Source organism: Streptomyces sp. NPDC034043 (genome assembly GCF_055575675.1).
Genome location: NZ_JBVISF010000002.1, coordinates 44,313 through 65,405, shown reverse-complemented (window position 1 = coordinate 65,405; position 21,093 = coordinate 44,313). Strand labels below are relative to the sequence as shown.

Below are 21,093 nucleotides of genomic sequence, written 5' to 3'. Positions count from 1 at the left end.
CTCTTCGCCATGCCTTCCTCGCCTTCCACGCTCACCGAGCGCTCCCCCTCCGCCTCCTCCTCCGCGAGCCGCCGGGGTGCGCCCCGGCCCCGCCGTACGCGGGTCCTCGCCCTGGCCGAGGCCCGCTGGGCCGCGGCGGCGACCGCCGCGTTCCTGCTCGCGCTCCCGCTCCAGCTGACCGGAGCTCCGCCCTGGCTCTGGGGACCGCTCTACGCGCTCGCGTACCTGACGGGCGGCTGGGAGCCGGCCTGGGCCGGCGTGCGGGCGCTGCGGGAGAAGACCCTGGACGTGGACCTGCTGATGATCGTGGCCGCGATCGGGGCCGCGGCGATCGGACAGGTGATGGACGGCGCGCTGCTGATCGTCATCTTCGCCACCTCCGGCGCCCTGGAGGCCCTGGCCACCGCCCGCACCGCGGACTCGGTGCGCGGGCTGCTCGACCTCGCCCCGGCCACCGTGACCCGGCTGCTCGACGCGGGCGGGACGGAGACGGTCACCGCCGAGGACCTGGCGGTCGGCGACACCATCCTGATCCGCCCCGGTGAGCGGGTCGGCGCCGACGGCCGGGTCCTGTCCGGGGCCGGCGAGGTCGACCAGGCCACCATCACCGGGGAATCGCTGCCCGTGCCGAAGCGGGCGGGTGACGAGGTCTTCGCCGGCACCCTGAACGGGACGGGCGCACTCCGGGTCAGGGTGGAGCGGGAGGCCTCCGACTCCGTGATCGCCCGCATCGTCGCGATGGTCGAGGAGGCCTCGGAGACCAAGGCCCCGACGCAGCTGTTCATCGAGAAGGTCGAGCAGCGGTACTCGATCGGCATGGTGCTCGCCACCCTCGCGGTGTTCGCCGTACCGCTCGCCTTCGGCGACGACCTGACCGGCGCGCTGCTGCGGGCGATGACCTTCATGATCGTGGCCTCTCCGTGCGCGGTGGTGCTGGCGACCATGCCCCCGCTGCTCTCGGCGATCGCCAACGCCGGACGGCACGGCGTCCTGGTGAAGTCGGCCGTGGTGATGGAGCGGCTGGGTGAGGCCGACGCGGTGGCGCTGGACAAGACGGGCACCCTGACCGAGGGCACCCCGCAGGTCACCGACGTCCGCCCGCTGCCCGGCAGCGGTCTCGACGAGGACGGTCTCCTCGTGCTCGCGGCGGCGGCCGAGCACCCCAGCGAGCACCCCCTCGCCCGTGCCGTCGTCGACGCCGCCCGTCGGCGGGGCCTGGACCTGCCGCCCGCCGAGGACTTCACCTCGGCTCCCGGCGTCGGCGTACGGGCCACCGTCGGCGGGCACGCCGTCGCGGTCGGAGCGCCCCTGCGGCTGGCCGAAGCCGCCGGGCACGGGACGGCGGCGGACGCCCTGGCGGTGGCCGGGAGCCTGGAGGACGACGGCCGTACCGCGGTACTGGTCCAGCGGGACGGGGCGCTGGTCGGGCTCCTCGGCATCACCGACCGGCTGCGCCCGGACGCCTCCGCCGCCGTCGCCGCCCTGGCGGCCCTGACCGGCGGTGCCCCGACGCTGCTGACCGGGGACAACCCCCGTGCCGCCGCCCGTGTCGCCGGGGAGGTGGGCATCACCGACGTCCGCGCCGGGCTGCTGCCCGAGGACAAGGTCGCCGCCGTGAAGCGGCAGGAGGGCGCCGGCCGCAGGGTCCTGGTGATCGGCGACGGCGTCAACGACGCCCCCGCACTCGCCGCCGCCCACACCGGGATCGCCATGGGCAGGGTCGGCTCCGACCTCGCCCTGGAGGCGGCGGACGTCGTCATCGCCCGGGACGAACTCGCCGCGGTCCCCACGGTGGTCGCCCTGTCCCGTGCCGCCCGGCGCCTGGTGACGCAGAACCTGGTGATCGCCTCGGTGTTCATCTCCGCCCTGGTGATCTGGGACCTCGTCGGACACCTGCCCCTCCCGCTCGGCGTCCTCGGCCACGAGGGGTCCACGGTCATCGTCGGCCTCAACGGCCTGCGGCTGCTGCGCGAGTCCGCCTGGCGGCGGGCGGAGGCGGCGACCGGCCGCTGAGCGGCGGCATCAGCGCCGCGGACCGGAATGTCATCTTCCGAAAATCTCCACATGGTGTGCGCGAAACCGGACGGAGTCGTTCCGTCGCCGTCCGGACGGCCGGATCACCCGATGCGTTTGCTGGTGGCATGTCCGCATATCTCCCTAGGGTGAGGAGGGCCGCACGTATCTGTTACTCGATCTCACGGAGAGGCTGTGGTCATTGCGTGAACATAGCTGCACGCCGATGGACGGGAGTGAAGGCGGGGCCGTGATGGGGCGTCAACTCAATTAGGCCGGTCACCCGTTCGCGTGCTTCTATCTGCGCACCGCGGCGGTTCGAAAGAACAGCGGCCGGCATTTCCGGCCGTTGAACCGCCGTGGCCGTGGAACATTTCGATGAAGGAAAGGTGCGCACGCATGCGTAACGACATTGAGACCCGTGAGATGGACGACGCCGAGCTGGACGCCGTCTCCGGTGGCATCGTCAGCGTCAACGGTGGCCTGGCCGGCGCCGTGACCGGCGACGTCAGCACCGTCCTGGGCGCCGTGGGCTCCCTCCAGACCGTCCAGGCCGCGCAGGGCCTCGTCGGTGCCGCCCCCGGTCTCGTCTCGGGTATCACGGGCGTTTCGGTGCACACCGGTATCGCCGGTCTCTGATCGGAATATGCCCCCGAACCCCGGAGTGCCCCCCACGGCTCCGGGGTTCACGGCTGCCCTTGATCCCACTCCCACTTCATTCGAATGCGGTTGAAGGAATAGTTCGTGCAGTTCCGCCAAAAGGCGCTTTCCAAGCTGCAATCGCCCGAAGAACTCGACCTGCCCGTACGCTTCGCGCGCCCGCAGGGGCGCCTCGTACTGGCCGTCACGGTCGTCGTCATGGCCGCCGCGAGCTTCTGGGCCGTCACCGGCACCGTGTCCGCGAAGCAGAGCGCACCCGGCGTCCTCACCCGTGCCGAGGGCAGCTACACGCTGCAGAGCCCCGTGTCGGGCCAGGTGACCGAAGTCCTCGCCGAGGAGGGCCGCATCGTGTCCCCCGGAACGCCACTGCTCACCGTCCGCACGGACCAGGGCGACCGGCCCGTGCGCGCCGTGGCCGGCGGCCGGGTGAGGACGATGGCGGCCAGGACCGGCTCGGTCGTCACGACAGGCGCCGAGGTGGCCACCCTGGAACGGGTGCGGGGTCCCGAAGACCCGCTGGTGGCCGTGCTGTACGTGCCCGCCGGCAGCGGCCCGGCCATCCCGGTCGGCGCCCCGGTCGACCTGAGCGTCCAGTCCGCCCCCCGGCAGCGGTTCGGCGTGCTGCGCGGCCGCGTCCAGGCGGTCGGCCGCGTCCCCCAGACCGAGACCCAGCTCAGGGGCTTCCTCGGCGACAGAAGACTCGCCGAACAGTTCTACCGGCTGGGCGACCCGGTCGCGGTACTCGTACACCTGGAGCGCTCCACCACCACCAGGTCCGGCTACGCGTGGTCCTCCACGGACGGACCCCCGTACACCCTCGACTCCACGACGCCGGTCACCGGCTCCGTCCACCTCGCCGCGCAGCGCCCCGTCGACTGGCTCCTGCCGTGAGCGCCCCGCGCCGTCGCCGCCGCCCCGGACCGGCGGCCGGGCCCACGGGACGCCGCCGATCCGCGCGCACCCCCGGGGGCAGGACGCCCCGCGCCGTACGCACCCCGACCGTGCTCCAGATGGAGGCGGTGGAGTGCGGCGCCGCCGCCCTGGCCATGGTGCTGGGACACTACGGACGCTTCGTCCCGCTGGAAGAGCTGCGGATCTCCTGTGGCGTCTCCCGTGACGGCTCCCGCGCCGGCAACCTCCTCAAGGCCGCCCGGGGATACGGCCTGCGGGCCAAGGGCATGCAGATGGACCTGGCCGCGCTGGCCGAGGTGCCCGCGCCGGCCGTCCTCTTCTGGGAGTTCAACCACTACGTCGTCTACGACGGCATGGGCCGCCGCCTCGGCCGCAGGGGCGTCCACGTCAACGACCCCGGCAAGGGCCGCCGCTTCGTACCGCTGGACGAGTTCGACAGCAGCTTCACCGGCGTCGTGCTCACCTTCGAGCCCGGTGACGGATTCCGCCGCGCCGGCCGCAAACCCGGCGTCCTGGGCGCCATGCCGGCCCGCCTGCGCGGCACGTCCGGGACCATGGCGGCCGCCGTGATCGCCAGCCTCCTGCTCGTCGTCGTCGGCTCGGCGGTACCGGCGCTGAGCCGCACGTACATCGACATGTTCCTCATCGGCGACCAGACCTCCCTGCTCGGCGTGCTGTTCGCGTCGATGGCGGTCGCCCTCGTCCTCACCGCGACGCTCACCGCGCTGCAACAGGCCAACCTGCTGCGCGGACGCGTCATCTCCTCCACCCTGGGCAGCGCCCGCTTCCTGCGGCACCTGCTCAGGCTCCCCGTCGCCTTCTACTCCCAGCGCAGCCCGGCCGACCTCGTCCAGCGCCTCCAGTCCAACGACGCGGTCGCCGAGACCCTCGCCCGCGACCTCGCCGCCGCGGGCGTGGACGCCGTCGTCGTCGTGCTCTACGCGGTACTGCTGTGGACGTACGACCCGCAACTCACCGTCCTCGGCGTGGCCGTGGCGCTGCTCAACGTCGCGGCCATGCGGATCGTGATCCACCTGAGGTCCACCGGCACCCAGAAGCTGCGCGCCGAGAGCGCCCGCCTGACGAACACCTCCTACAGCGGTCTCCAGCTCATCGAGACGATGAAGGCCACCGGCGGCGAGGACGGCTTCTTCCGCCGCTGGGCCGGACAGCACGCGCTCACCCTCGAAGTGCAGCAGCGGCTCGGCGTGCCCAGTGCCTGGCTGGCCGTCGTCGCACCCACGCTGGCCGCGCTCAACAGCGCGCTCATCCTGATGCTCGGAGGCCTGCGGGCGGTCGAGGGGCACCTCTCCGTCGGACTGCTCGTCGCCTTCCAGGCACTGGTGACCAGCTTCACCGCGCCCATCACCCGCCTGAACGGGGTCGCCGGACGCGTCCAGGACTTCGCGGCCGACGTCGCCCGCCTCAAGGACGTCGAGAACTTCCCCGTCGACCCGGTCCACTCGCGGCGGGAGCCCGCCGCGAGCACGCGCCGGCTCAAGGGCCACGTCGAACTGGACGCCGTCACCTTCGGCTACAGCGCCCTGGACGCCCCCCTGCTCAAGGACTTCTCGCTGACGGTCGGCCCGGGACAGCAGATCGCCCTCGTCGGCGGGTCCGGCAGCGGCAAGTCCACCGTGTCCCGGCTGATATCCGGCCTCTACACCCCCTGGTCGGGGACCATCCGGATCGACGGCATGCGGCTGGCCGACATCCCCCGCGGCGCGCTGGCCGCCTCCGTCTCCTTCGTCGACCAGGACGTCTTCCTCTTCGAGGGCACCGTCCGCGACAACGTCACCCTGTGGGACCCCTCCATCCCGGACGAGGCCGTCGTCGCCGCCCTCCGGGACGCCGCCGTGCACGAGGTGGTCGCGCGCCGCCCCGGCGGCATCCACAGCCGCGTCGAGCAGGACGGCCGCAACTTCTCCGGCGGCCAGCGCCAGCGCCTGGAGATCGCCCGGGCGCTGGTCCGACGCCCCAGCGTCCTGGTCCTCGACGAGGTGACCAGCGCCCTGGACGCGGCCACCGAACAGGTCATCATCGACAACCTGCGGCGCCGGGGCTGCGCCTGCGTGGTCATCGCCCACCGGCTGAGCACGGTGCGCGACAGCGACGAGATCCTCGTGCTCGACGCGGGCACGGTCGTGGAACGCGGGCGGCACGAGGACCTCCTCGCCGCGCGGGGCCCGTACGCCGACTTGGTCAAGGAGCACTGAGGTGACGACCCACCACCACCCCGCGGCCCCGGCCGCACGGCCGGGCACGGACCCGGGCGGGAGCACCGGACCGGAAACCGACCCGGTCGTCACGGCGCTGGGCGGCCTGGGCACGCCGGTCGACCGCCCCGGCCTGCGCAGCGTCTCCCTGGAGGGCCCGCTCGTGCTGTGGCTGGTCGTGCACGGCGCGCTGGACCTGTTCGCCGTCGACACCGCACAGGCCGGCCCCTGGCACCACCTGGGCCGGCTGGAGGCGGGCGCGCTGCTGATGGGCCCCGCCGAGGGCACCGGGCACACCCTGGTCGGCCGCACCCCGCACGGCTGCCGGCTGCGCCGCATCGAGCTGCGGGAGCTGCACCGCCCGCCGTACGGCGACGAGTGGCACGGGTACGGGTACGGGTACGGGAACCCGGGCCAGGGACCGTACGGGTACGCCGAAGCCGGCGGCCGGCTCAGCCCCCTGGAGGACGCCTTCGCCCTCGGCGTCGGCCGCGGCCTGCGCGTCCTCTACGAGGCACCGCTCGACGGCCGCACCACCACCGGGCACGCGGGGGACGACGACGAGGTCCTGTGGATGCGGATCACCCCGGGCAGCGTGCAGTACGGTGCCGCGTACGAGGCGGAGCCCGTCGGCACCCTCCTCCTCGACGGGGCGATGTGGCAGGGCATGGTCGACCAGCAGTACCGGCTGCTCCACGCCCTGGACGACTGGATCGAACAGCTCGAGCGCGCCCACGAGGGCCGCACCGCGGCCGGCATCGAAGCCGGCCGGGCGGCCCGCGTCCAGGCGGACCGGGCGCTGCTGTCCTCCATCGGCGGCTCCGGCCGGACGCCCGGCCGCGGGGCGGGAGACGACGCGACCCTCGGCGTGTGCCGGCTGGTCGCCGCCGAGGCCCGCATCACCCTGTCCGGACCGGGCGCCACGGCCACCGTCGCCGAGCACGCGGACCCCGTCGAACGCATCGCGCTGGCCGCCCGGATCCGCACCCGCCCCGTCCGTCTGGGCGGGCGGTGGTGGCGGGAGAACAGCGGTCCCCTGGTGGGCCGGCGCGCGAAGGACGGGACACCGGTCGCCCTGCTGTGGCGGCGCGGCCGGTACGAGGCGGTCACCGCCTCCGGCCGCCGCGAGCGGATCGACGCGGCCACCGCCGGCTCCTACGAACCCCGGGCCGTCATGTTCTACCGGCCGCTGCCCGAGGGGAAGCCCGGCCTGCCGGCCCTGCTGCGCTTCAGCGTCCACGGCACCCGCGGCGAACTGCGCGGCCTCCTGCTGGGCGGGCTGGTCGCGGTGCTCCTCGGCGCGCTGGTCCCCATCGCCACCGGAAAGGTGCTCGGCCAGTACGTCCCCGAGGCCGAGACGGGCCTCATCGTGCAGACGACCCTCGCGCTCATCGCTGCCGCCGTCGTCTCGGCCGCCTTCATGCTGCTGCAGAACACCGCCCTGCTGCGCATGGAGGGCCGGATCGAGGCCACGCTCCAGCCCGCGGTGTGGGACCGGCTGCTGCGGCTTCCGACGACCTTCTTCGCGGGCCGCTCCACGGGCGAACTGGCCAGTGCGGCCATGGGCATCAGCGCCATCCGCCGCGTACTGTCCGGCATCGGCCCGGTCTGCGTACAGGCGGGCACCGTCGGCACCGTCAACCTCGTCCTGCTGTTCGTCTACAGCGTGCCGCTGGCGCTGGCGGCGATCGCCATGCTGCTCGTCATCGCGGCGGTACTGCTGGGCCTGGGCCTGTGGCAGCTGCGCTACCAGCGCCGGCTGGTCACGCTCGGCAACAAGATCAACAACCAGGCCTTCCAGACCCTGCGCGGGCTGCCCAAACTGCGCGTCGCCGCCGCCGAGAGCTTCGCCTACGCCGCCTGGGCCCGGGAGTTCGCCCGTACCCGTGAGCTCCAGCAGCGCGCCGGCCGGATCCAGAACCTCATCACGGTGGTGGGCGCCGTCCACCTGCCGCTGTGCACCCTGGTGATGTTCGCGCTGCTCGCCGGCCCGGCCCGCGGCACCATGTCGGCCGGCGAGTTCCTCACCTTCAGCACCGCCGTGACGATGCTGCTGTCCTCGGTCACCCAGCTGACCGGCGCGCTCCTGTCGGCCGCCGCCGTGCTGCCGATGTACGAGCAGGTCAAGCCGGTGCTGCGGGAGACCCCCGAGGTCCGCGGAACCAGCACCGCGCCGGGCGTGCTGAGCGGCGCCGTGGAGGCCCGGCAGCTGTCGTACCGGTACACCGACGACGGCCCCCTGGTGCTCGACGACGTCAGCCTCCGCGTGGAGCCCGGCGAGTTCGTCGCCGTCGTCGGCGCGAGCGGCTGCGGCAAATCGACCCTCCTGCGCCTCCTCATAGGCTTCGACAAGCCCTCCGGGGGCAGCGTGCTGTACGACGGCCAGGACCTGGCGGCCCTGGACCGGGCGGCCGTCCGCCGCCAGTGCGGGGTGGTCCTGCAGAACGCCCAGCCCTTCAGCGGCTCGGTCCTCGACTGCATCCGCGGCGCCGAGGCGCACTCACTCGAAGAGGCCTGGGAGGCCGCCGCCATGGCGGGTCTGGCCGAGGACATCAAGGCCATGCCGATGGGCATGCACACCATGGTCTCCGAGGGCGGCGGCACCTTCTCGGGCGGCCAGCGGCAGCGGCTGATGATCGCCCAGGCGCTCATCCGCAAGCCGCGCGTCCTGTTCCTCGACGAGGCCACCAGCGCCCTGGACAACGAGGCGCAGCGCGTGGTCATCGAATCCACCCGCACCCTGCGCGCCACCCGCGTCGTGATCGCCCACCGGCTGTCCACCATCATGGACGCCGACCGGGTGATCGCCATGGCGGACGGGCGGATCGTCCAGCAGGGCCGGCCCGCGGACCTGCTGGCCGACCCGGCGGGCCTCTTCCACGAGCTGGTGCGCCGTCAGCTGCGCTGAGGCGCTGCCCCCGACGGGACGCGCCCGTCACGGATCCCGTGGGCGTTCCGGCAGCGCCGCGACCGCCGCCAGCACCTCGTCCACCGTGATGCGCAGCAGCCGTACGTCCGGTTCCGAGCCGTGCGGGTCACCCGGGCGGAAGGGGTCCTCGCCCGGCTGGAGCCGCCACAGAGCGCGGTGCGGGCCCTGCGCCGGCGGCCCCCACAGCCGGGGCGAGACCGGCCCGAAGAGCACCACGGACGGAGTGCCCAGTGCCGAGGCGAGGTGGGCGAGGCCGGTGTCCCCGGCCACGAGGCAGCGCGCCTGCGCGACGAGCGCGGCGAGTTCGGTGAAGGGGACGTCCCCTTCGCCGCCGATCACCGCCTCCGGAGGCAGCCCGGCCTGCCTGGCCACGTCGTGCGCCAGCCGTCCCTCGCCGTGACCCGCCGTCACCAGGACCTCGGCCCCGGCCCGGGCGAGGCGGCGGCCCACCTCGGCGAACCGCCGGGCGGGCCAGCGCCGGGCACCCGCGTCGGCGCCCGGGTGCAGCAGCACGGCACCCGGCGCGGGGGAGGGGCGTCCGGGTGCGGTGATGCGCAGGTCGTCCGGATCGGCGTCGAGTCCGTACCAGGCCAGCAGGCGGCACCAGCGGGACCGTTCGTGCTCCTGGTCGTCCCAGGGCGGTCCGGGCGGCTCGGGGAGTCCGGGATGCCGGAACGCGAGGAGCCGCCCGGGGCGCAGGGCCCGCAGCGGCAGGCGGCTCGGGGGTCCGTTCCCGTGCAGGTCCACGGCGACCTCGGGCGGCGGCCCACGCCAGGGCAGCGTCGTGGGGACCTCACGGCCCGGGGCGCTGGTGGGCAGGAGGCGGTCCACCGCCCCCGTGAACCGTGCGGCGGTGCGCAGGCGTGCGGGAGCGGCCAGCACCAGTTCGTGGGCGGGCCAGGCCCGCCGCAGCGCACGGAGCGCCGGCACGGCGGCGAGCAGATCGCCCAGGCCCAGCGCGCGCAGGACCAGTACGGCCGGCCGGCGGGAGCCGGATCCCTGGCCGCCCATCAGCCGGCCGGCGGGCGGACCGCCGCGGACGCGAGGGCGGCGCGCCGGGCCAGGCCGGTGGTGGAACGGCCGTCGAGATACGGCAGTACGACGGCCTGGCCGCCCCAGGACGCGAGCACCCCCGCCTCCGGCAGGTCCTCGCAGGAGTAGTCGCCGCCCTTCACCCAGACGTCCGGGCGCAGCGACCGCAGCAGGGCCTCCGGGGTGTCCTCGTCGAAGGGGACGACCGCGTCGACGCTGCCCAGCGCGAGCAGGACCCGCAGCCGGTCCTCCAGGGGAGTGAGCGGACGGCCCGGTCCCTTCAGCCGCGTCAGGGACGCGTCCGAGTTCACGCACACGATGAGGCAGTCGCCGATGCTCCGGGCGCTGTCCAGCAGCCCCACGTGGCCCGCGTGCAGCAGGTCGAAGCAACCGCCCGTCGCCACGACGGTCCCTCCCCGCGCCCGTACGGCGTCGGCGAGGGCGAAGGCGTCGGTCTCGCCGCCGCTGTCGTCGGTGCGGGCGGGGCCCGCACCCCGATCGGGCCACAGGGTGTGCGAGGAGACCCCGCCCGCCGTGATGAAGGCGGCGGCCCCGGCCGTCCCGCGCGTCACCGCCTCCTCCGGCAGTGCTCCGTCCGCCAGCGCGCAGGCGGTCAGCGCGGCGAAGCAGTCGCCGGCGCCGCAGGGGTCGCCCTTCGCCCGGTAGGGGGACGGAACGAGCAGGGGGGCCGCCGCGTGGGCGCGCACGAGCAGCGCGCCGCGGTCGCCCAGGGTGACGGCCACCCCGGCCGCCCCCCAGCGCCGTGCCAGCGCGGATCCGCGCCGCGCGTGAGCACCCCACGAGTCCCCTTCGTCCGGGACGAGGGCCGCGGCCTCGGCCGCGTTCGGGGTGACGAGCCTGGTGCCCGGCACGGGCGGGCCGCCGCGCGGGTGCGGGTCCCACACCACCGGCACCTGACGCACGACGCCGGACAGCAGCGGACGCATCGCCTCGACGGTGCCGCGTCCGTAGTCCGCGACCAGCACGGCGCGCGCCGCCGCCAGCGCCTCCCGGGCCGCCCCGGGGGGCGGGCCCACCGTCCCGCCTCCCCGGTCGACGCGGACGAGGGGCCTGCCGCCGGCCATCACCCGTGCCTTCACCGGCAGCGTTCCGCGCAGGGGCAGCTCCACCAGCCGCAGCCGGCCGCTCAGGGCGTCCCGGACCTCCCGGCTGGCCGCGTCGTCGCCGAGGGCGGTGATCAGGGTGACCTCCCGGCCGGTGCGGGCCGCGAGCAGTGCGGCGAGCCCGGCCCCGCCGGGACGCGAACGGTCGGAGGTGACGTCGACGACCGGTGCGGGGGCGTCCGGGGCGAGACGGCCGGCGACCCCGTCGATGTCGCGGTCGAGGAGGACGTCACCCACGACGACCACGGGCTGGTGGCGCCCGCTCACGAGGCCCCCTCGGCGGCCGCCGCGGAGGGCTTCACCGCGATCTTCAGCCTGCGGGAGGGCCTCGGGGTGACGGCCGCGTCGAAGGACTCGCAGAGCAGGTGGACCGCCACCAGGTGCGCCTCCTGCACCGTGGCCGTCGAATCCGCGGCGATGCACAGGGCGTCGTCGGCGGCCTCGGCGAGCGGGTTCGGAGCGGGCCCGGTCAGGGCCCACACGCGTACGCCGCTCGCGCGGGCCGTCATCGCCGCGGACAGCAGGTTCGTACTGCGGCCCGAGGTGGACAGCAGGACCAGGACGTCACCGTCCCGGCCGTGTGCCGCGACCTGGCGGGCGAAGACCTGCTCGAAGCCGTAGTCGTTGCCGATGGCGGTGACGCTGGACGTCTCCGCGTGCAGGGCGATCGCGGAGTACGCGGGACGTTCCCGCCGGTACCGGCCGACGAGTTCGGCCGTGAGGTGCTGGGCCTGCGCCGCGCTGCCGCCGTTGCCCGCGGCGAGCAGCCTCCCCCCGGCGCCCAGGACGGCCGCCAGGTGGGTGCCCCACTGGGAGATCCGGTCGAGTCCGTCGCGGCGCAGGGCGTCGAGCGCCTCCTGCAGTGACCGGCAGTGCCGGTGCGCTTCCGAGGTTCCGTGGGAAAGGCTGGGATCCATGGCGTTGACCCGGCCGCCGCGGTGGGCCGGCCGGGCCGCACCTCCTTCTGGCTTCGGAACGGGGGAGTCGTTCGGCGGGGGCGGCGGACGTTTCACACCGGCTCCGCGACGCTGAACCGGGCGGTGAGGACGGACCGGTAGACGGCTTCCGTGGCGGCCGCCACGCGGTCCCAGCCGTACCGGTCCAGCACCCTGCGGCGGCCGGCCTTGCCGTACGCCAGACGCCTCGCCGGGTCGTCCAGCAGCACGGCCACGGCCGAGGCCAGCGCGGCGACGTCACCGGGCGGGACCAGCAGACCCGTCTCGCCGTCGGCCACGGTGTCCAACTGGCCGCCGACGGCGCTGGCGACCACGGGCCGGCCGCATGCCATCGCCTCGAGCGGCACGATCCCGAACGGTTCGTAGTCGGCCGGGCACAGCACCACGTCGCAGGTGCCGATCAGGCCGGGGACCCGGTCGCCGGAGACCGCGCCCAGGAAGCGCACCCGGTCGGCCACGCCGGCGCCCCGGGCGATGCCCCGGAGCCGGCGGACCTCGGGGTCGCGGTCGAGCGCGTCGGCGGGCGGCCCGCCGGCGATGAGCAGCTCGGCACCCGGCAGGTGCGCCAGCGCGGCGATGGACAGGGCCGCCCCCTTGCGGGGGACCAGCCGGCCCAGTTGCAGCAGCCGGTACCGGTGCCCGGAGCGCTGCTCCGCGCCGGGATCCGGCGGCCGGAAGCGCTTCGGATCGACCCCGCAGGGCACGATGTCGGCCTTGTCCGGCCCCACCCCCATGAGGGAGAGCTCGCAGACCTCGTCCCGGCAGGTGGCGATGACCCGGTCGCACCGCAGACCGACTTCCTTCTCCAGGGCGATCCGGGCCGCCGGACTGGTGTCGGAGCTTCCCTGGTGGCGCTTCTTGACGCTGCCCAGGGCGTGGTAGGTGTGCAGCAGCGGCAGCCGGTGTTCCTGCGCCGCGAGCAGCGACGCCACGCCCGACATCCAGAAGTGGGCGTGCACGACGTCCGGTGCCCCCGCCCGCCACTCGTTGACGAGGTGGTAGCCGAAGTCCCGCATGTGGGGCAGGAGTTCGTCCTTGGGGATCGGCTCCGCGGGGCCGGCCGGTACGTGGTGGACCTCCACGCCCGGACGCATGCGGGTCCGCTCCGGCAGGTCCCGGCCGTCCCGCCGGGTGTACACGGTGACGTGGTGGCCGCGGTCCGCCAGTGCGCCGGCGAGGGCGGCGACGTGCACGTTCTGGCCGCCCGCGTCCACGCCTCCGAGGGCCGCGAGGGGGCTGGCGTGCTCGGAGACCAGGGCGATCGACAGCGGGCGGGATCCCCGGGAGCGGCTGGACACCCTCATGAGCGCACCTCCGAGAACAGGCGTTCCCAGTCGTCCAGGAAGCGTTTGAGCCCGTACCGTTCGAGGGCCGCCTGCCGGGCCCGGGCGCCGTCCTCGGCGGCCGCTTGCGGCTCGTTGACGTAGTGGCGGGCCGCCCGGGCCAGTTCCTCGGGCCGGGTCGAGAGGACACCGGCCCCGGCCGGTACGGCTTCCACCGCCTCGGTGGTGGCGAGGGTCACGACGGGCATGCCCAGGTGCATGGCCTCCAGGAGCGACAGGCCGAGGGAGGTCCACCGCACCGGGTGCAGGTAGAGGCGGCGTTCCGCCATCGCGGCGTGCAGGTCGCGCTGCGGCAGGTCCTGGGCGCGGCAGCGGTCGGCGGGCAGGCCCAGGTGCGCGGCCAGCCCCTCCGTGCGCATGCCGAAGACGTCGAGCGGCGCCGCCTCGGCCAGCCCCGGAAGCAGATCGGTACCCGTGAACCGGCCGCGCCGGACGGGGTCGTTGACGACCACCGCCGCCCGGGGGAGCCGCCCGGTGTACAGGTGGCCGGGGTCGACGACGCCGTGCTCGATCACCACGGTGCGGGTACCGCCGTTGTCCCAGAACAGGCGGTTGAAGTGCGTCACGTGGACCAGCGTCAGGTCGGGGCGGTCGGCGAACGGGTGGCGGGTGTCGGGCACCGCCCCCGCCGGAGCGTTGTGCTCCAGGTAGACCGCCGGCACGTCGCGGCCGGGCCGTCGGCCCAGCCAGCGCTCGGCGAGTTCCCACTCGTGCGGCCGCTGCAGGACGACGAGGTCGACCGGCGTGTGCCGCAGTTCGTCCACGGCGACCTCGCGCACCGACTCCGGCCACTCGAAGGTCCGGGCCCGGCCGAGGCCGTCCGGGCCGCGGTCCGCCGTGACGGGGACCAGGTAGGAGTGGGGGCCTTGGACGAACGCCGTGGTCCAGGAACCGTGCACGTGCCACAGCAGGATGTTCATACGTTCGCTCCTCGCTCGGTCTCCCGGGGTTCCGCTGGGTGCGGCCGGCCGCCCCCGGCCCGCCCGGCCGCCGGGTCCGGTGCGATCAGGGACTCCAGGGCCGCGAGCACGTCGGCGTCGGTCACCGAGTCGAGGCAGGGGTGGCCCGCCACCGGGCAGTCACGGGCCCGGCTCCCGGCGCAGGCGGCGTGCTGATCGCCGAGCAGCACGTGCGGCACGCGGTACGGGCGCCAGCGCTCGGCGGGAACCACCGGCGCGAACAGGCACGCGACCGGTGTGCCGACGGCGGCCGCGAGGTGCGCCGGGCCGGTGTTACCGGTGACCACCGCGCGGGCCCCGGCGAGGACGCCCGCCAGCTCGTGCAGGTCCGTGGTCACCCCGCCCAGGTCCAGCGCGTGGCGCCCGGCGACCCGGGACGTCAGCTCCTTCTCGGCGGCGCTGCCCGTGATCACCACCCGGTGCCCGGCCGCGTGCAGGGCGGCGCAGGCGCGGGCCGCACGGTCGGGGCTCCACGAGCGGGCCGCGACGGCGGCTCCCGGATGCAGCACCACGTACGGTTCCGGACCGGTCAGCCGGGTCGTGTCGGGCGGCGCGCCGACCCGGAGCGCCCCGTCGTCACCGGCCGGCAGGGCGAAGCCGAAGTCCCGTACCAGGTCGAGGGCGGCCTCGGTCTCGTGCCGTCTGGGCAGCCGGTGGTGGCGCAGCGCGAGCAGGGACCCGGGGTAGTCCTCGCAGTCGGCCGCGACGGACGGCACGCCCGCCATGGCGAGCAGCAGAGCCGCGGGCAGGGGGCTCTGGTGGTAGGAGACCAGGATGACGGCGCGGTCGAAGTGCTCCGCCGCCAGCGCGTCCACCAGCATGTCGCACTCTTCGCGGGAGGTCCGGGCGGGCCGCAGCCCGACCCAGGCGGCATCGTGCACCAGGATCCGGTCCACGCCCGGCAGCAGCCGGGCGGCCGCGATCCCGGACGAGCCGCACAGCAGCGCGGTGTACGAGGAACCGGCGGCCACGGCCCGTACGGCCGGACCGCTGAGCAGGACGTCGCCGGCGCTGTCCAGCCGCACCACCAGGGTGCGCGGGGCGCTCACCGCGACCGCCCCGCGGACCGGCCGGGAACGGCGAAGGGCCCGACGGGTACGGAGCCGAGGGCCAGGCGGACCGCGGCCATCAGGTCGGCCGCGCACGCGTCGGCCCCCGCGACCTCCTCGGGACGGGTGGCGGGGGTGGGGACGAGCACGCCGCGGGCCCCGGCCGAACGGGCCGCTTCCAGGTCGGAGCCGATGTCGCCGATCACCACGGTGCGCCCGGGCGACGCGCCCAGCCGTTCGCAGGCGGCGGTGACCAGCCCCGGAGCGGGCTTGCGGCAGCCGCAGCCGGTACCGGGCCCGTGCGGGCACACCGCCCACAGCGCGAACGGGCCGAACAGGGCGTCGACGCGGCGCCGGACCGCCTCCACCTGGCGCCGGGTCAGCAGCCCGCGGGCCACGCCCGACTGGTTGCTGACCACGCCCAGCGGGACGCCCAGCCGCCGCAGGGCCGACACGGCGGCACGGGCCGACGGCATGGGGGTCACCCGGGCGGGGTCGCCGTTGTAGGGCACGTCCACGACGAGCGTCCCGTCGCGGTCGAAGAGGACCGCGTCGGGCAGCTGCCGCTCCGCGCTCGCGCCCCGCCGGCGCGCGGCCGCGGTACCCGGGCCGCCGCCGGACGGCGCCGGGGCGGGACCGTCCCACAGCCACGGGCCGCCGGCGGCGCCCGGCGTGCCGCCGCCGGTCACGACCCCACCTGCGCGCGCGGCGCCCCGTCGGACCCGGGGCCCACCGCGACCGGCACCGCGGCGGCCGCCGGTCCGCGCGCGGGCGTCCCGCGCGGGACGGCCCGGTGCGCGACGTGGCCGCGCAGCCAGTGCCAGGCGGCGGCGGGCGGGATGAGCAGGCTCGTCACGGCCATGGTGAGGACCTCGGACCGGGTACGGGGACCCGGGGCGATCCTCGCGGCCGCGAACTCCGTGGTCCCGGCCAGCCAGGCCGCGCCGCAGACGGCGGCGGCGCGGTGCCTGCCGGACAGGGCGCAGCCCACGGTCAGGCCGGCCGCCGTGCTCACCGCGAGGTGGCGCGGGAGCCGGCCCCGCGGCGCCCCGGCGCGGTGCCACCAGTCGCGCCCGTGCAGTCTGGTCATCAGTACGTCGTCGGCGTTGCCTTCCTGGACGCGTACGGAGATCCACCGGTCGGCGGGCCGTACCGGGTGGGTGGTCCGCCGGGTGCCCGACGCAAGCGTCCAGCCGCCGTCGAGCAGGCGCAGGGCCAGGTCGGCGTCCTCGCGGAAGGCGCGGCGGAAGCGTTCGTCGAAGCCGCCGGACGCCTCCAGGGCCGTAAGCCGGAAGGCCATGTCGGCGGTGATCCAGCGTGCCGTCGCCAGGCCGGCCGTATTGCGCTCCCAGTCCGTGGGGCGCCGGCGGACGGGCAGCGGTACGTCGATGCGGGCGGTGACCGCGGCGGTGTCGCGGGAAGCCGATGCCAGATCGCGGGCCAGCTCGCGGCCCCACGCCGGCCCGGGTACGACGTCGTCGTCCAGGAAGACGATCCAGGGCGCCGGGCCGGCCTCCCGCATCCCGGCGTTGCGGGCCGCGGCCGGCCCGCGCCCCGCCCCCGGCACCACGACCGTGACCTCGCGCAGCCGTTCGGGCACCTCCACGGGCGGCACGCTGCCGTCGGGGGCCGGCCGGTCGTGCACGATCACCACCCGGTCGGGCCGGGGTCCGTCCGCCGTCGCCGCGTCCAGGGCCTCCAGGCAGACGCCGAGGCTCGGCCGTCCCACCGTGGGAACGACCACCGCGTAGGACGGGACCGACGCGTACCCCGTCGCCGCGCTCAAGCGCCCTCTCCCGCCGCGAAGAGGCCGCCGCGCCGGACGGCGTACGGTCCGATGGCGAGCAGGTCGACCGGTGAGGAACCGAAGCACTCCAGGGCGTCCCGGGGATCGTCCACCATCGGCCGCCCGGCCGTGTTGAGGCTGGTGTTGACGACGACGGGCAGCCCGGTGCGCCGCTCGAACTCGGTCAGCATCCGGGCCACCAGCGGTTCGCGCGCCGAACTGACCGTCTGGATGCGCGCCGTGCCGTCGACGTGGACGACGGCCGGGATGCGCTCGCGCCACTCCGGGGCGACGTCGTGGACGAACAGCATGTACGGGCTGGGCAGCGGCCCGTCGAAGATCTCGTCGGCGCGGTCCTCCAGGACCATGGGCGCCACCGGACGGAACTGCTCGCGGCCCTTGACGTCGTTCAGCCGTTCGAGGTTCCCGGCGTGGCCGGGGTGCGCCAGCAGGGACCGGTGCCCCAGGGCCCGCGGCCCGAATTCCGAACGCCCCTGGAACCAGGCGACGATGGCGTTGTCCGCCAGCGCCTCGGCCACCGTCGCCGCGATGTCCGCCGGCCGCTCGAAGGGCACGCCCGCCGTCTTCAGCCATCCGCCGAGCTCCGCGTCGGACCAGTCGCGGCCCAGGTCGGCGCCCGCCATGGGCTCCACGGCGTCGCCCTCCGTGGCTGCCACCAGCAGCGCCGCCCCCAGGGCCGTACCTGCGTCGCCGGCGGCGGGCTGGACCCAGACCCGGGAGAAGGGGCCCTCCCGGGCGATGCGGGCGTTGGCGACGCAGTTCAGCGCGACCCCGCCCGCCAGGGTGAGCACCTGGTCGTGCGTGCGGCCGTGCAGCCACCGGGTCAGGTCGAGCAGGGTCTCCTCCAGGACCGCCTGGGCGCTGGCCGCCGTATCGGCGTGCTCCTGCGTCCACGGTTCGTCCGGGCGGCGCGGCGGGCAGAGCTCGTGCCAGGGGACGTCCGAGGCGTGGAACCCGCCGTCGCCGGTGGGGAAGACGTGGCGGCGCAGCTCGGGCAGCATCCGGGGCCGGCCGTGCGACGCCAGGGCCATCACCTTGAACTCGTCGCTGGACCGCAGGAAGCCGAGGTGGTCGGTCAGTTCCTCGTACACCAGCCCCAGGGAGTGCGGCAGTTCCTGCGCGCGCAGCGGTTCCAGCCGGTTGCCCCTGCGGGTAGCCGCCAGGTGGGAGCCGCGCTCCCCGCGACCGTCCAGGACCAGGACGGAGCTGCGCTCGGCCCCGTCGGCGGCGAAGGCGCCGGAGGCGGCGTGGGACATGTGGTGCGGTACGAAGCGGACGATGCCCGGGTCGAGGCCCGGAAGGGCCGTCGCCAGGAATCCGGGTGCCTCGCGGGCGTAGGTCTGCCGCAGGTGGTCCCAGGGGTCGTGCAGGCCCATGTCCGGGGCCGGCAGGGCGAGTTCCGGGTCGTAGGCGTAGGCGACCACGTCGAGGTCCTGGGGGCGCAGCCCGGCGTAGCGCAGGCACCAGGCCGCTGCTTGTTCGGGCAGTTCCCAGGCGGAGAAGGGTACGGGCCGCTTGCCGTGCTTACGGCGGGAGAAACGTTCCTCCTCTGCGGCGGCCACGGTCGTGCCGTCGATGACGAGGGCGGCGGAGGGGTCGTGGAAGAGCGCGTTGATGCCGAGCACACGCATGGCGGTACGAGCCTTTCGGCCGGCGGGATCGGGGCACCGGGACGGGCGCCGGACACCGCCCGCCCGGACGGGGGGTGCGGTACCGGGAGCGCCCGCCGGTCAGTCGTCGAGATGGGCGCGGAACCATTCGATCGTGCGGCGCAGGCCTTCCTCGGCTCCCACCGCCGGCTCCCACTGCAGCTTGTCGCGCGCCAGCGTGATGTCCGGGCAGCGCACGGCGGGATCGTCCGTGGGCCGCTCGATGAAGGCGATCTCCGAGGGGGAGCCGGTCAGGTGCCGGATGTAACGGGCCAGCTCGAGCATGGTGATCTCGACCGGGTTGCCGATGTTCACCGGCCCCCGCATGCCGTGCGCCGCCATCGCGAGGATCCCGGCGACGGTGTCGTCGACGTAGCACAGCGAACGCGTCTGGAGGCCGTCACCGGTGACGGTGAGGGGCGCGCCGGTGAGCGCCTGCCGGATGAACGTCGGGACGGCGCGCCCGTCGTACCCCCGCATCCGGGGGCCGTAGGTGTTGAACAGCCGGACGATGGCCACGTCCGTGCCCAGGGCCGTCGCGTGCGCCGTGGCCAGTGCCTCGCCGAAGCGTTTCGCCTCGTCGTAGACGCTGCGCGGGCCGACCGGGTTCACATTGCCCCAGTAGCGCTCGTTCTGCGGGTGCTCCAGGGGGTCGCCGTACACCTCGGACGTCGAGGCCAGCACGAAGCGAGCCTCGCTGCGGTGCGCCAGCTCCAGCGCGTTGCGGACACCGAGGCTGCCGGCGTCCAGGGTGTGCAGCGGCAGCCGGAGGTAGTCGGCGGGAGACGCCGGGGAGGCCAGGTGCAGGACGAGATCGGGCTCACGGTCCACCGTGAACCCCTCGGACACGTTCGCCTCGCACAGGACGAAGTCCGCGCGCCCGACGAGGTGCTCCACGTTCGCCCGGCGGCCGGTGCTGAAGTCGTCGACGCAGGTCACCGCGGTGCCGGAGTCCACGAGGGCGGAGCAGAGGTGTGATCCGACGAAACCGGCGCCGCCCGTGACGACGGCGTGCGCCCAGCGTCGGGCCGGGGGACTACCCATGGTCATCTCCTGATGGGACGGGGGGTTGCGCGACGCGGGGGTCTCGGTGGGGCGGCAGCGGCCCCGTACGCGTCGGCCGGCCCCGCGGGGCCGCCAGAGGATCCCAGCGTGCACGCGGACCCGGCCGTCGGCACGTCCACGCCGCATTGGAGTGATGACGCCGCGTAATCCCCCCGGCTCGGGATCAGGGCCAGGACGGCTCGCACCGCGGTACGACGACGACCTCGGGCACCACGCTGCCGACGGGCACCGACAGCAGCGCGTACATGACCGTGTCCGCCACGATGTCCGGGCTCTGCAGCATCGACACGTCGGCGTCCGGGAAGCGCTCCAGGATGAAACCGGTCTCCATGCCGCCCGCGATGACGCCGGTGATCCCGATGCCCGCGCAGTCCCGCTGCGCCTCCTTGAAGAGCGTGTGGGTGAAGGCCCGCAGGCCCGTTTTGCTGGCGGCGTACGGACCGGCCTCGGTCCACGTCCGGTTGGCGGCGGTCGACAGGATGTTCACGATGTGGCCGCCGCCCCGGGCGACCATGCGCCGGTAGGACTCCAGACAGAGGTACATCGGCCCCAGCAGGTTGGTCGTGACCACGCGCGTGACCTCCTCCGCCGACAGCTGCTCGACGGCCTTCGACACGTCCACCGCGGCGTTGTTGACCAGGATGTCGACCGCCTGGCCGTCCTCCTCGATGTCCCGGAACACGGCCGCGACCGCTTGCGGGTCGCACACGTCCAGCTCCACGAACCGCGCCTGGCCTCCGGCCACCAGCAGGTCCGCGCACAACTCCTGCGCGAGGTCCTTGCGCACGTCCGCCACCAGGACGGTGGCTCCCGCCGCGGCCAGCCGCCGCGAGATGGCGGCGCCCAGCCCGCGCGCCCCTCCCGTCACCAGCGCCAGCTTGCCGCCCAGATCTGCCTGTGCTGCGGTCACGTGCCCACTCTCCTTCCGCGCCGCCGTACGGGTGGACGGGCCGGACGGCCCGCCGGAGACGGCACGGCCACACTGTGGCAGTGACCCTCGGGGCGGACGGGCCGGACCGCGCCGAAGTGTCGCGGAGACGGCGGACAGCCGTGCCCGGCCGCGTACGTCCGGACGGGTGAGGGCCGCCGGACCGGAGGGCAGGGCGCGTACGTGGCCAGGCCCGCGGCTGAGGCGCCGACCAGCGCCGGCCGCCTCGACCGGCCCGGCGGCCCGCTACGGCCGGTGACGGGAGGCCGCGGCCGCTCCGTGTGAGCCGTATGCGCTCTGTGGGCCGTGTGGGCCGTGTGAGCAACCCCACCCCGCGCCCAACTCGCCCCGTGTACCGGCGACCTAGGGCCGCCGCCGGCCCGCCGGCCCGCCGGAGGCCGGGACGGGCCGGCAAGGTCTGCCACCATGGTTGCGGCGCGCTCGTCGCCGC

At 75.1% G+C, this 21,093-nt stretch carries 16 protein-coding genes; 5 read left to right on the top strand and 11 right to left on the bottom strand.

Annotated elements, in window-relative coordinates; all coding sequences use genetic code 11:
• The first annotated feature begins 9 nt into the window (after positions 1–9).
• The 5 genes from ACZ51S_RS05050 (at position 10) to ACZ51S_RS05030 (ending at position 8,709) form a co-directional block, all read left to right on the top strand.
• A complete protein-coding gene (locus ACZ51S_RS05050) occupies positions 10–2,013 on the top strand; it encodes a heavy metal translocating P-type ATPase (protein ID WP_468959749.1) in 2,004 nt (667 codons plus the stop codon).
• Between the two features lie 399 nt (positions 2,014–2,412).
• Positions 2,413–2,652 (top strand): hypothetical protein, encoded by a 240-nt coding sequence (locus tag ACZ51S_RS05045; protein ID WP_388932105.1) that lies wholly within the window; start codon positions 2,413–2,415, stop codon positions 2,650–2,652.
• A 105-nt stretch (positions 2,653–2,757) separates the two neighbouring features.
• Entirely contained in the window at positions 2,758–3,564 is an 807-nt protein-coding gene (locus ACZ51S_RS05040) for a biotin/lipoyl-containing protein (protein WP_468885864.1), read from the top strand.
• A complete protein-coding gene (locus ACZ51S_RS05035; protein WP_468474896.1) occupies positions 3,549–5,801 on the top strand; it encodes an NHLP family bacteriocin export ABC transporter peptidase/permease/ATPase subunit in 2,253 nt (750 codons plus the stop codon). The genes ACZ51S_RS05040 and ACZ51S_RS05035 overlap by 16 nt, the downstream gene beginning before the upstream one ends.
• Position 5,802: 1 nt before the next feature.
• A complete protein-coding gene (locus ACZ51S_RS05030) occupies positions 5,803–8,709 on the top strand; it encodes an NHLP bacteriocin export ABC transporter permease/ATPase subunit (protein ID WP_468959747.1) in 2,907 nt (968 codons plus the stop codon).
• 27 nt (positions 8,710–8,736) lie between these two features.
• On the opposite strand, the gene ACZ51S_RS05025 is transcribed toward ACZ51S_RS05030, so the two are convergent.
• The 11 genes from ACZ51S_RS05025 to ACZ51S_RS04975 all read right to left on the bottom strand — a co-directional run bounded on the left by ACZ51S_RS05025 (position 8,737) and on the right by ACZ51S_RS04975 (position 20,624).
• Positions 8,737–9,741, bottom strand: coding sequence for a glycosyltransferase family 9 protein (locus tag ACZ51S_RS05025; protein ID WP_468885867.1), 1,005 nt, complete (start codon positions 9,739–9,741; stop codon positions 8,737–8,739).
• Positions 9,741–11,153: a PfkB family carbohydrate kinase gene (locus tag ACZ51S_RS05020; protein WP_468802549.1), complete on the bottom strand. Its 1,413-nt coding sequence runs from the start codon at positions 11,151–11,153 to the stop codon at positions 9,741–9,743. Before ACZ51S_RS05020 ends, ACZ51S_RS05025 begins: the two co-directional genes overlap by 1 nt.
• On the bottom strand, positions 11,150–11,803 hold the full coding sequence (locus ACZ51S_RS05015) for a D-sedoheptulose-7-phosphate isomerase (RefSeq protein ID WP_468474850.1): 654 nt from the start codon (positions 11,801–11,803) through the stop codon (positions 11,150–11,152). Before ACZ51S_RS05015 ends, ACZ51S_RS05020 begins: the two co-directional genes overlap by 4 nt.
• A 92-nt stretch (positions 11,804–11,895) precedes the next feature.
• Positions 11,896–13,146 carry a glycosyltransferase gene (locus tag ACZ51S_RS05010; RefSeq protein WP_468474851.1) on the bottom strand — a complete coding sequence of 417 codons (1,251 nt, stop codon included), beginning with the start codon at positions 13,144–13,146 and terminating at the stop codon, positions 11,896–11,898.
• Positions 13,143–14,105 carry a glycosyltransferase gene (locus ACZ51S_RS05005; protein WP_468474852.1) on the bottom strand — a complete coding sequence of 321 codons (963 nt, stop codon included), beginning with the start codon at positions 14,103–14,105 and terminating at the stop codon, positions 13,143–13,145. Before ACZ51S_RS05005 ends, ACZ51S_RS05010 begins: the two co-directional genes overlap by 4 nt.
• Positions 14,102–15,193 (bottom strand): glycosyltransferase family 9 protein, encoded by a 1,092-nt coding sequence (locus ACZ51S_RS05000; RefSeq protein WP_468802548.1) that lies wholly within the window; start codon positions 15,191–15,193, stop codon positions 14,102–14,104. Before ACZ51S_RS05000 ends, ACZ51S_RS05005 begins: the two co-directional genes overlap by 4 nt.
• A complete protein-coding gene (locus tag ACZ51S_RS04995; protein WP_468474854.1) occupies positions 15,190–15,882 on the bottom strand; it encodes a D-glycero-alpha-D-manno-heptose-1,7-bisphosphate 7-phosphatase in 693 nt (230 codons plus the stop codon). Before ACZ51S_RS04995 ends, ACZ51S_RS05000 begins: the two co-directional genes overlap by 4 nt.
• Positions 15,879–16,979 carry a glycosyltransferase family 2 protein gene (locus ACZ51S_RS04990; protein WP_468959743.1) on the bottom strand — a complete coding sequence of 367 codons (1,101 nt, stop codon included), beginning with the start codon at positions 16,977–16,979 and terminating at the stop codon, positions 15,879–15,881. Before ACZ51S_RS04990 ends, ACZ51S_RS04995 begins: the two co-directional genes overlap by 4 nt.
• The gene (locus tag ACZ51S_RS04985) at positions 16,976–18,631 is read right to left on the bottom strand and encodes a carbamoyltransferase family protein (protein ID WP_468474856.1); all 1,656 of its coding nucleotides are present in this window, start codon (positions 18,629–18,631) and stop codon (positions 16,976–16,978) included. Before ACZ51S_RS04985 ends, ACZ51S_RS04990 begins: the two co-directional genes overlap by 4 nt.
• Before the next feature lie 99 nt (positions 18,632–18,730).
• The gene (locus tag ACZ51S_RS04980) at positions 18,731–19,693 is read right to left on the bottom strand and encodes an NAD-dependent epimerase/dehydratase family protein (protein ID WP_468474857.1); all 963 of its coding nucleotides are present in this window, start codon (positions 19,691–19,693) and stop codon (positions 18,731–18,733) included.
• A gap of 184 nt (positions 19,694–19,877) precedes the next feature.
• Positions 19,878–20,624, bottom strand: coding sequence for an SDR family oxidoreductase (locus tag ACZ51S_RS04975; protein WP_468802546.1), 747 nt, complete (start codon positions 20,622–20,624; stop codon positions 19,878–19,880).
• Positions 20,625–21,093 lie beyond the last annotated feature (469 nt).